Consider the following 10,439-nt stretch of genomic DNA (forward strand, 5'->3'; position numbering starts at 1 on the left):
GGGAAAAACCCGACGAAATGCAGGTCATCTGACGATTTTCGTCAGTCGACGAGGTGTTCGCGCAGCGCCGGCAGGACTTTTTCGCGCAGCAGCGGCGCCAGCGGCTCGGGGTGGCGGCCATCTTCCAGCCAGGCCAGTTCCTCCAGTTCGGCGGCGGCGCTCACCGGGTGCGGCAGGCTGGCGACGAAGACGTGGGCGTCGACGCGGGTGTCGGCTTCGTTGGCCGCGGCGGCCTGGAAGTTGCCCAGTGGCTGCAGGGCGCTGGCCGGCAGGACGAGGCCGAGTTCTTCCTGCAGTTCGCGCAGCAGCGCCTGCTGCGGGCTTTCGCCGGGTTCGCGCTTGCCGCCGGGGAGCATGAAGGCGCGGGTGCCGCGCTTGCGCACCAGCAGCAGGCGGCCGCTGGCGTCGAGCAGGCAGGCGGCGGCGATGTCGAGGGTGGTCTGGGACATGCGCGGGCTCACTTGAGGACCTGGTAGCGCACCTGCACGATGCCGCTGGGGAAGCTGCGCTGTTCCAGCAGTTGCAGGCGCCGTTCGAGCCCGATGCCGAACAGCGGGATGCCGGCGCCGAGCAGGTGCGGAATGATGCTGACGATCACCTCGTCGAGCAAGTCCGCCGCCAGGCAGTTGCCGGCCAGGCTGCCGCCGCCCACCAGCCAGATGCGCTGGCAGCCGCGGGCCTCCAGGTTGGCCAGGGCCTCGCTGGGCGAGCAGTGCAGCAGTTCCACCTGGGGGGCTGCCAGCGGCAGATGGTTGGCGCGGGTGAGGACGATGGCCGGCTTGTCCGGGTAGGGCCATTCGCCGAAGTCGAGGCATTGCAGGTAGGTGCCGCGGCCCATCAGCAGGCCATCGATGCCGGCGTAGAAGGCGGCGTAGCCATGGTCGTCGTCCTGGCTCTGGAAATACTTCAGCCAGTCGACGCTGCCGTCGGGGCGGGCGATGTAGCCGTCCAGGCTGCTGGCCACGTAATAGATGAGGGTGGCGGGCACGGCGTTTCTCCGGGAAAGGCGCGCGGAAGCGCGCGCCTGCATTGAGCATGGCATCGCCCCGGCCAGGCGGCCAGGGCGGCTGCTGTCGCCCGTCCGATCAGGCCTGTTCCACTTCCAGCGCCGGGTGGCGTTCGCCGCGCGTTGCTGTCGGTTGGAAGCCCTGCAGGCCGCCGCGCAGGTCCTGGCCGCTGGGCTGCTGGTAGACGCCCAGGCCGAATTCCGGCAGCACCGCCAGCAGGTAGTCGAAGAGGTCGCCCTGGATGCGCTCGTACTCCAGCCAGGCGGTGGTGCGGGTGAAGCAGTAGATCTCCAGGGGCACGCCCTCGGCGGTGGGCTGCAGTTGGCGGACCATGCAGGTCATGTGCGGGTGGATCTCCGGGTGGGCCTTGAGGTAGGCCTCGGCGTAGGCGCGGAAGGTGCCGATGTTGGTCAGCCGCCGGCGGTTGGCCGACAGCGGCACGTTGCCGGCATTGGCCTGGTTCCACTCGCTCAGCTCGTCCTGCTTGCGCTGCAGGTAGTCGGTCAGCAGGCGCACGCCGGACAGCCGCTGCGCCTCGGCTTCGTCGAGGAAGCGCACCTGGCTGGCGTCGAGGTACAGGCTGCGCTTGATGCGCCGCCCGCCGGACTGCTGCATGCCGCGCCAGTTCTTGAACGACTCGGACATCAGGCGCCAGGTGGGCACGGAGACGATGGTCTTGTCCCAGTTCTGCACCTTCACCGTGTGCAGGGTGATGTCCACCACGTCGCCGTCGGCGCCGACCTGGGGCATCTCGATCCAGTCGCCCACGCGCAGCATGTCGTTGCTGGTCAGTTGCACGCTGGCGACGAAGCTCAGCAGGGTGTCCTTGTAGACCAGCAGCAGGACCGCGGACATGGCGCCCAGGCCCGAGAGCAGCAGCATCGGCGAGCGGTCGATGAGGATGGAGACGATGACGATGCCGCCGAACACGAACAGGAACAGCTTGGCCAGTTGCACGTAGCCCTTGATCGAGCGGGTGCGGGCGTGTTCGGTGCGCGCGTAGATGTCCAGCAGGGCGTCGAGCAGGGCGCTCAGGGCCAGCAGCAGGAACAGCGCGGTGACCGCCATGGCCAGGTTGCGCAGGAAGGCCTCGGGCCGGCCGGTCAGGTTGGGGATCAGCGCCAGGCCGAACTGCACCACCAGCGACGGTACCGTCTGGGCCAGGCGCATGAACACGCGGTTGTCGCGCAGGTCGCTGAGCCAGCCCAGCGCCGGCTGGCGGGCCAGCAGGTCGGCGATGCGGCGCACCAGGTAGCGCGCCAGGCGGCCGAGCAGCCAGGCCACGCCCAGCAGCAGGGCCAGGCCGAGGCCGGCGCTGGCCAGCGGTTGTTGGTCGAGCAGGGCCCAGTAGCCCTGGAGGGTAGCGAGGGGGGAGGAAAGGTCCATAGGCCGGAAACATCCTTTGGATCGGGGCGCCAGTGCGGGGTGGCGCGTATTGCGGAGGCTACGGGGTAGCCGCGAAGGCCCGGCCGCGTTGGCCGGGGTGAGTGCGGCATTGTAGCGGCTGGGGCGGGGAGGAAATTTCCGAAATGTAACTTCAGCCTGCCAGCTCCTCCAGGGTGCGCCCGCGGGTCTCGATGCCGAAGCCCCAGACCACCGCGGCGGCCACCAGGAAACACAGCGCGCCGAGGGTGAACACGCCGCCCTGGCCGGCCACCGGCAGCACCAGGCCGCTGATGGTGGGCCCCAGCAGCGAGCCGACCCGGCCCACCGCCGAGGCGAAGCCCGAGCCGGTGGCGCGCGCCGAGGTGGGGTACAGCTCCGGGGTGTAGGTGTAGAGCACCGCCCACATGCCGAAGAGGAAGAACTGCATGGCCAGGCCGAAGCCGATCAGCAGCGCCAGGCTGCCGCCGAACACCGCGGTCTGGCCGTAGGCGTAGGCCATGGCGCCGCCGCCCAGGAGCATCAGCACGCAGCTCGGCTTGCGCCCCCAGCGCTCCACCAGCCAGGCGGCGCAGAGGAAGCCGGGGATGCCGGCCAGGGAGATCAGCACCGTGTAGTACACCGACTGGGTCACGGCGAAGCCGGATTGCTGCAGCAGGGCGCTGAGCCAGGAGGTCAGGCCGTAGAAGCCGAGCAGGGCGAAGAACCACAGGCTCCAGACCGTCAGGGTGCGGCTGCGGTAGGCCGGCGACCAGAGTTCGGCGAAGGCGCTGAAGAAGCCCGGGCGGCTCGGTTCGGGACGCGCCAGCGGCTGCGGTTCGGGCAGGCTGGATAGCTTCAGCGAGGCCATCACCCGCGCCTCGATGCGTTGCAGCGAGCGTTCGGCCTTGTCCGCCAGCCCGGCCTGTTCCAGCCAGCGCGGCGACTCCGGCACCATGAAGCGGATGGCCAGCACGAACAGGGCGGGGAAGGCCAGCAGCAGGAACAGGCTGCGCCAGCCGGCGACCGGCAGCACGAAGTAGGACAGGCAGCCGGCGGCGATGAAGCCCAGCGGCCAGAAGCCGTCCATCAGCGCGATGTAACGGCCGCGGGCCCTGGCCGGGATCATCTCCGAGAGCAGCGACTGGGCGATGGGGAACTCCATGCCCATGCCGATGCCCAGCAGCACGCGGTACAGCGTCAGGCTCTGCACGTCGCCGGCGGTGGAGCACAGGTAGCTGGCCAGGCCCCAGAGCACGATGCTCCACTGGAACACCGGCTTGCGCCCGAAGCGATCGGCGAGCATGCCCGACAGCGCCGCGCCCAGCACCATGCCGAAGAAGCTGGAGCTGGCCAGCAGCCCGGCCTGGGCGCTGGACAGGCCGAACTCGGCTTTGATCGAGCCGAGCAGGAAGGTCATCATCGCCAGGTCCATGGAGTCGAAGAAGAACGCCAGGGCGATGATCACGAAGATCAGGCGGTGGTAGGGGCTCAGCGGCAGGCGCTCGAGGCGCTCGGCGGCGGTGGGGCGATGCGGCATCTCGACACTCCTCGGGCTGTCCTGCGGCCAGTCTGGGATGGGCCCCGGCGGCGGACTTGCCCGAGGGCGACACGGGGCGTGCGGATCGCGACCGGCGAATAAAACCTGCGCGCGCGCGCGGCAACCGTTACGCTATGCAGCTATTTGTTCCTTTCGTCTTCCCGAGGTCTGCCTTGTTCGCCCAATTCGCCCTCCACGAACGCCTGCTCAAGGCGCTGGAAACCCTGTCCTTCACCGAGCCGACCGCCGTCCAGGCCGCGGCCATCCCGAAGGCGCTGGAGGGCCGCGACCTGCGCGTGACCGCACAGACCGGCAGCGGCAAGACCGCCGCCTTCGTGCTGCCGCTGCTGCACCGCCTGCTCAGCGAGGAGAAACCCAGGAGCGGCGCCCGCGCGCTGATCCTGCTGCCGACCCGCGAGCTGGCCCAGCAGACCCTCAAGGAAGTCGAGCGCTTCGCCCAGTTCACCTTCATCAAGGCCTGCCTGATCACCGGCGGCGAGGACTTCAAGGTGCAGGGCGCGCGCCTGCGCAAGAACCCGGAGATCATCATCGGCACCCCCGGCCGCCTGAACGAGCAGTTCAACGCCGGCAACCTGCCGCTGGGCGACGTCGAGGTGCTGGTGCTGGACGAGGCCGACCGCATGCTCGACATGGGCTTCGCCGAGGACGTGCTCAAGCTCGCCGGCCAGTGCCCGGCGCAGCGCCAGACCCTGCTGTTCTCCGCCACCGCCGGCAGCGGCCTGCGCGAGATGATCGAGCAGGTGCTGCGCGAGCCGGAGCACCTGCTGCTCAACCGTGTCGGCGAGATCAACGAGGAAGTCAGCCAGCAGGTCATCCTGGTGGACGAGGGCGAGCACAAGGAAGCCGTGCTGTTCTGGCTGCTGCAGAACGAGCCCTATGAGAAGGCCATCGTCTTCACCAACACCCGCGTGCAGGCCGACCGCCTGACCGGCCGGCTGATCGCCGCCGGGCACAAGGTCTTCGTGCTGCACGGCGAGAAGGACCAGAAGGACCGCAAGCTGGCCATCGAGCGCCTGAAGCAGGGCGCGGTGAAGATCCTCATCGCCACCGACGTGGCCGCCCGCGGCCTGGACGTGGACAACCTGGACCTGGTGGTGAACTACGACGTGCCGCGCAAGGGCGACGAGTACGTGCACCGCATCGGCCGCACCGGCCGCGCGGGCGCCGCCGGCACCGCGATCTCGCTGGTGGCGCACACCGACTGGAACCTGATGTCGAGCATCGAGCGCTACCTCAAGCTGCGCTTCGAGGCCCGCAGCATTCCGGGCCTGAAGGCCGGCTACAAGGGGCCGAAGAAGCTCAAGGCCTCGGGCAAGGCCGCCGGCACCAAGAAGAAAAAGACCGACGCCGGCAAGAAGGCCGGGGCCAAGCCCGCCGCCAGGCGCAAGCCGGCGAACAAGCCGAAGGCGGCGCCGTCCGCGGTGGTCAGCAACGACGGCATGGCGCCGCTCAAGCGCAAGAAGCCGGCTGCCGAGTAAGTTCTCGGCACCGCGGCTCTTCGTAGGAGCGCGCCCTGCGCGCGAAATCGCGGGCAGGGCCCGCTCCTACAGGTTGACGCCGAATTTCTCGCCCACGCCGAACGGCCCCCTCTCCCTTAAGGGAGAGGGTTGGGGGAGAGGGCGCTCTCAAGCCAACGGCGGATAACCGCGAACGGTTATGCGCCCTACGTACTGTCTATTGCGAAGGTGTGAGGTTGACTCCGGTCTTTCCCCCTGCAGAGGACAGCCCCCTCTCCCGCTTGCGGGAGAGGGCTGGGGAGAGGGCGCTCTTGACCCGAATGCCTACGTCACCGGGAAGCACGGTCGTAGGAGCGGACCTTGTCCGCGATAGGCGGGCGTCCCGACTCACTCGAAGGCGAAATGCTCCGCCTTCAGCCCCATCACCGACCGCACCGGCTTGCCCATGGCCGCCGCGTGGCCCTTGGCGCGGGGCAGCAGGCGGGTGAAGTAGAAGTCGCTGGTGGCGATCTTGGCCTTGTAGAAGTCGCCGGACTCGCTGCCGCCCTGGCGCAGGCGCCTGCGCGCCGTGGCTTCCTGCAGCGCCCAGGCGTAGGCCAGGGCCACGTAGCCGGAGAACATCAGGTAGTCGTGGCTGGCCGTGCCCACCAGGTCGCGCTCCTTGCGGGCGCTCAGGGCGATGCGCAGGGTCAGCAGGTTCCACTGCGCGCACAGCTTGAGCAGCGTCAGCGCGCGGCCGCGCATGGCCGGTTCCTCCCGGAGCAGCCCGGTGGCGAACTTCGCCACCACCCTGGTGAAGTCGCGTACCGCCTTGCCCTGGGTCATCAGCAGCACCTTGCGCCCCAGCAGGTCCAGGGCCTGGATGCCGGTGGTGCCCTCGTAGAGGGTGGCGATGCGCGCGTCGCGGACGATCTGCTCCATGCCGTGCTCGCGGATGTAGCCGTGGCCGCCGAACACCTGCATGCCCAGGTTGGCGCTTTCCAGGCCCAGCTCGGTGAGGCAGCCCTTGAGGATCGGGGTGAGGAAGCCGAGCTTGTCGTCCCAGCGCTCGTACTCGGCGTCGTCGTTGCTCAGCAGGCCCTGGATCATCTTGTCGGCATACTGCGTGGCCAGGTAGACCAGCGCGCGGCCGCCCTCGGCCACGGCCTTCTGCGTCAGCAGCATGCGCCGCACGTCGCCGTGGTGCATCAGGCTGTCGGCCACCTGTTCCGGTTCCTTGGTGCCGGACAGCGCGCGCATCGAGCGGCGCTCGCGGGCATAGGCCAGGGCGCCCTGGTAGGCCAGCTCGGCGGTGGCCACGCCCTGGATGGCAGTGCCGATGCGCGCGCTGTTCATGAAGGTGAACATGCATTCCAGGCCCTTGTTCGCCGGGCCGATGAGGAAGCCGCGGGCCTCGTCGAAGTTCATCACGCAGGTGGCCGAGGCCTTGATGCCCATCTTCTTCTCCAGCGCGCCGCAGCTCACGCCGTTGCGCGGGCCGAGGCCGCCGTCCCCGCCGGGCAGGTACTTGGGCACGATGAACAGCGAGATGCCGCGGGTGCCCTTGGGCGCGTCGGGCAGGCGGGCCAGGACGATGTGCACGATGTTCTCGGTGAGGTCGTGCTCGCCGGAGGAGATGAAGATCTTGGTGCCGGTGATGGCGTAGCTGCCGTCGGCCCGGGGTTCGGCGCGGGTCTTCACCTGGCCCAGGTCGGTGCCGCACTGCGGTTCGGTGAGGCACATGGTGCCGCCCCAGCGGCCTTCGGTGAGGGGCGTGAGGTAGGTGCACTTCTGCTCCTCGGTGCCGTGCTGCATGAGGGTGTTCATGGCGCCCAGGGACAGCCCCGGGTACATCGAGAAGGGCCAGTTGGCGGTGCCGAGCATCTCCTGCTTGAGCGCGCCCAGGCTCATCGGCAGGCCCTGGCCGCCGTATTCCACCGGGTGCGACAGGCCCTGCCAGCCGCCGGCCACGTAGGCGTCGTAGGCCTCCTTGAAGCCCTTGGGCGTGCGCACCTCGCCGTTCTCCAGGTGGCAGCCTTCCTCGTCGCCGGAGTGGTAGAGCGGGGCGATCACCTCCTCGCAGAGCTTCGCGCATTCGCCGAGGATGGCGTCGACCATGTCCGGGGTGGCCTCGGCGCCGTTGATCAGGTTGCGGTAGTGCTCGGGGAAGTCGAAGACCTCGTTGAGCAGGAAGCGGGTGTCGCGCAGCGGGGCTTTGTAGACGGGCATCGGGGTGATCTCGGGGGGGACTGTGGGCGCAGTTATACGGCCGCGCACCCCGCCTGGCCTTGGCAGCGGCAACAGCCGGCGCCTGGCAGATCGGACAATCGACCGTCATCGCGATTGACCGCCGCGGGTATCGCGGGTATATACACGTATCATGCTGACCACCCAATGCCTCTGCACCCAGTTGCGCCGTGCCGCCCGTGGTGTCACCCGCGTCTATGACGATGCCCTGCAGGGCATCGGGCTGACGGTCGCGCAGTTTTCCCTGCTGCGCCACCTGGCGCGCCTGGAGCAACCGAGCATTTCCGAGCTGGCCGAGGCCATGGGCCTGGACCGCAGCACCCTGGGCCGCAACCTGCGGCCGCTGCAGGCCGAGGGCCTGGTTGTGCTGCAGGGCGATGCCGGTGACCAGCGCAACCGCCTGGTGCTGCTCACCGCCGCCGGACGCGAGCGCCTGGAGCAGGGCGCGCAGCCGTGGGAGGCGGCGCAGCGGCGGATGTACGAACGCCTGGGCGCGGAGCGCCGCGAGCAGCTGATGGCCTTGCTGGGGGAGCTGGAAGCCCTCGATTGAGCCCCTTTGCCAAGGGCCCTTGTCTGGATGAATGCGGGTATATACCCCTGTTGGAGCGAGAAGAACAATGTCCAAGCTGTCGCGTGCGGGTTTCTGGATACTGCTGTCCGGCGCCCTGATCCTGGCCCTGTCCCTGGGCGTCCGCCACGGCTTCGGCCTGTTCCTCGCGCCCATGAGCGCGCAGTTCGGCTGGGGCCGCGAGGTGTTCGCCTTCGCCATCGCCCTGCAGAACCTCATCTGGGGCATCGCCCAGCCCTTCACCGGGGCCCTGGCCGACCGCTTCGGCGCGGCCCGCGCGGTGCTGGTGGGCGGCCTGCTGTACGCCCTGGGCCTGGTGCTGATGGGCTATGCGGACTCCGCTGCCAGCCTGTCGCTGTCCGCCGGGTTGCTGATCGGCATCGGCCTGTCCGGCACCTCCTTCTCGGTGATCCTCGGCGCCGTCGGCCGCGCCGTGCCGCTGGAGCGGCGCAGCATGGCCATGGGCATCTCCGCCGCCGCCGGCTCCTTCGGCCAGTTCGCCATGCTGCCCGGCACCCTCGGCCTGATCGGCTGGCTCGGCTGGTCGGCGGCGCTGCTCGCCCTGGGTCTGCTGGTGGCGCTGATCGTGCCGCTGGCCGGGCTGATGCGCGACAAGCCGCTGCCGGTGCAGTCCCACGAGCAGTCCCTGGGCGATGCGCTGCGCGAGGCTTGCGGGCATTCCGGCTTCTGGCTGCTGTCGCTGGGCTTCTTCGTCTGCGGTTTCCAGGTGGTGTTCATCGGCGTGCACCTGCCGGCCTACCTGGTGGACCGCCACCTGCCGGCCACCGTCGGCACCACGGTGCTGGCGCTGGTAGGGCTGTTCAACGTGTTCGGCACCTACATCGCCGGCTGGCTCGGCGGGCGCTTCAGCAAGCCGAAGCTGCTGACCGGCCTGTACCTGGTGCGCGGCCTGGTGATCCTGGCCTTCCTCTGGGCGCCGCTGACGGTGTGGACGGCCTACGCCTTCGGCATCGCCATGGGCCTGCTGTGGCTGTCCACGGTGCCGCTGACCAACGGCACCGTGGCCACGCTGTTCGGCGTGCGCAACCTGTCCATGCTCGGCGGCATCACCTTCCTCTTCCACCAGATCGGCGCCTTCCTCGGCGGCTGGCTGGGCGGCTACGTCTACGACCACACCGGCAACTACGACCTGGTCTGGCGGATCGCGATCCTCCTCTCGCTGCTCGCCGGCCTGCTCAACTGGCCGGTGCGCGAACGCCCGGTGGCGCGCCTGGGCGCCGCGGAGGCGGCATGAGCCCGGCCCTGCGCCTGGGTGCGGCCGTGCTGGCCGTGGCGCTGCTGGGCCTGGCCTGGTGGGGCTGGCGCCATGGCGGCCTGGCGCTGCTGCAGGCGGGCCTGGGCCACTGCTTCTGAGGATTGCCGAGCGCGGGGCAGGGGAGTAGCGTCCTGCGATCGAAGAAGGAGAATCGCCATGTCCCGCCATCTGTTCCTCGGCCTGCTGTGCTGCCTGCCGCTGGCCGCCCAGGCCGCCGACTGCCCGCCGCTGCTGGCGCAGCAGGGGCACCTGCAGAAGCTGCGCTCGAAGGTCGACCTCGACCTGTGCGGGCTCTACGCCGGCAAGCCGTTGCTGGTGGTCAACACCGCCAGCCACTGCGGCTTCACCCCGCAGTTCAAGGGCCTGGAGGCGATCTACCAGCGCTACAAGGGCCAGGGCCTGGAAGTGCTGGGCGTGCCCTCGGACGACTTCAAGCAGGAGGCCGACGACGCCGCCGAGACGGCTCAGGTCTGCTACGGCAACTACGGCGTGACCTTCAACATGACCCAGGTGCAGCCGGTGCGCGGCGACGACGCCATCCCGCTGTTCCGCGAGCTGGCGCGCCAGGCCGACCAGGCGCCGCGCTGGAACTTCTACAAATACGTGGTGGACCGCCAGGGCAAGGTGGTGGCGCAGTTCCCCAGCCTGACCAAGCCGGATGATCCGGCCTTGCAGGCGGCCATCGAGAAGGCCATCGCCAGCCAGCCGTGAAGATGGAAGAGCTGGGGGATGTTTGGTTCAGCTTGTGGGTGGCAAGCTTGGCTCCGCGCCCTCACCCTAGCCCCTCTCCCGGAGGGAGAGGGGGTCGTTCAGAGTTAGCCGGTGAATCCAATCGCGGACGGAGTATGCCCAACGGATTTCCGATGGGGTTGAGGCGGAGGTTGGGGCTCTGCAAAGAGAGCCCTCTCCCCAGCCCTCTCCCTGAAGGGAGAGGGGGCTTGTCCGTGCCAACGTCGACAATGGCTTTAGCCGAAAGCGCCGG

10 protein-coding genes are annotated in these 10,439 nt (G+C 69.2%); 5 read left to right on the plus strand and 5 right to left on the minus strand.

Annotated elements, in window-relative coordinates:
- Nucleotides 1-41: 41 nt before the first annotated feature.
- The 4 genes from DK254_RS31215 to DK254_RS31230 form a co-directional block, all read right to left on the minus strand.
- A complete protein-coding gene (locus DK254_RS31215) occupies nucleotides 42-449 on the minus strand; it encodes an NUDIX domain-containing protein (protein WP_109936933.1) in 408 nt (135 codons plus the stop codon).
- An 8-nt stretch (nucleotides 450-457) separates the two neighbouring features.
- Complete coding sequence (locus DK254_RS31220) at nucleotides 458-988, minus strand: dihydrofolate reductase family protein (protein ID WP_109936934.1); 531 nt, start codon at nucleotides 986-988, stop codon at nucleotides 458-460.
- 97 nt (nucleotides 989-1,085) lie between these two features.
- Complete coding sequence (locus DK254_RS31225; RefSeq protein ID WP_109936935.1) at nucleotides 1,086-2,393, minus strand: mechanosensitive ion channel family protein; 1,308 nt, start codon at nucleotides 2,391-2,393, stop codon at nucleotides 1,086-1,088.
- Nucleotides 2,394-2,544: 151 nt separating this feature from the next.
- On the minus strand, nucleotides 2,545-3,909 hold the full coding sequence (locus DK254_RS31230; protein ID WP_109936936.1) for an MFS transporter: 1,365 nt from the start codon (nucleotides 3,907-3,909) through the stop codon (nucleotides 2,545-2,547).
- A 134-nt stretch (nucleotides 3,910-4,043) separates the two neighbouring features.
- Here DK254_RS31230 and DK254_RS31235 point away from each other — a divergent pair, with 134 nt between their 5' ends.
- Nucleotides 4,044-5,408 (plus strand): DEAD/DEAH box helicase, encoded by a 1,365-nt coding sequence (locus DK254_RS31235; protein ID WP_109936937.1) that lies wholly within the window; start codon nucleotides 4,044-4,046, stop codon nucleotides 5,406-5,408.
- Between the two features lie 366 nt (nucleotides 5,409-5,774).
- On the opposite strand, the gene DK254_RS31240 is transcribed toward DK254_RS31235, so the two are convergent.
- Nucleotides 5,775-7,595, minus strand: coding sequence for an acyl-CoA dehydrogenase C-terminal domain-containing protein (locus DK254_RS31240; protein ID WP_109936938.1), 1,821 nt, complete (start codon nucleotides 7,593-7,595; stop codon nucleotides 5,775-5,777).
- A 151-nt stretch (nucleotides 7,596-7,746) separates the two neighbouring features.
- On the opposite strand from DK254_RS31240, the gene DK254_RS31245 reads away from it, so the two are divergent.
- The 4 genes from DK254_RS31245 to DK254_RS31255 all read left to right on the plus strand — a co-directional run bounded on the left by DK254_RS31245 (nucleotide 7,747) and on the right by DK254_RS31255 (nucleotide 10,168).
- Nucleotides 7,747-8,163, plus strand: coding sequence for a MarR family winged helix-turn-helix transcriptional regulator (locus DK254_RS31245; RefSeq protein ID WP_089393649.1), 417 nt, complete (start codon nucleotides 7,747-7,749; stop codon nucleotides 8,161-8,163).
- Between the two features lie 76 nt (nucleotides 8,164-8,239).
- Entirely contained in the window at nucleotides 8,240-9,436 is a 1,197-nt protein-coding gene (locus tag DK254_RS31250; RefSeq protein ID WP_089393662.1) for an MFS transporter, read from the plus strand.
- The gene (locus DK254_RS35005) at nucleotides 9,433-9,555 is read left to right on the plus strand and encodes a hypothetical protein (protein WP_256596000.1); all 123 of its coding nucleotides are present in this window, start codon (nucleotides 9,433-9,435) and stop codon (nucleotides 9,553-9,555) included. Before DK254_RS31250 ends, DK254_RS35005 begins: the two co-directional genes overlap by 4 nt.
- A 58-nt stretch (nucleotides 9,556-9,613) precedes the next feature.
- Entirely contained in the window at nucleotides 9,614-10,168 is a 555-nt protein-coding gene (locus DK254_RS31255) for a glutathione peroxidase (RefSeq protein WP_089393648.1), read from the plus strand.
- The last annotated feature ends 271 nt before the right edge of the window (nucleotides 10,169-10,439 follow it).

Origin of the sequence: Pseudomonas sp. RW407, from assembly GCF_003176655.1 — a bacterium.
Classification (GTDB): domain Bacteria; phylum Pseudomonadota; class Gammaproteobacteria; order Pseudomonadales; family Pseudomonadaceae; genus Pseudomonas; species Pseudomonas delhiensis.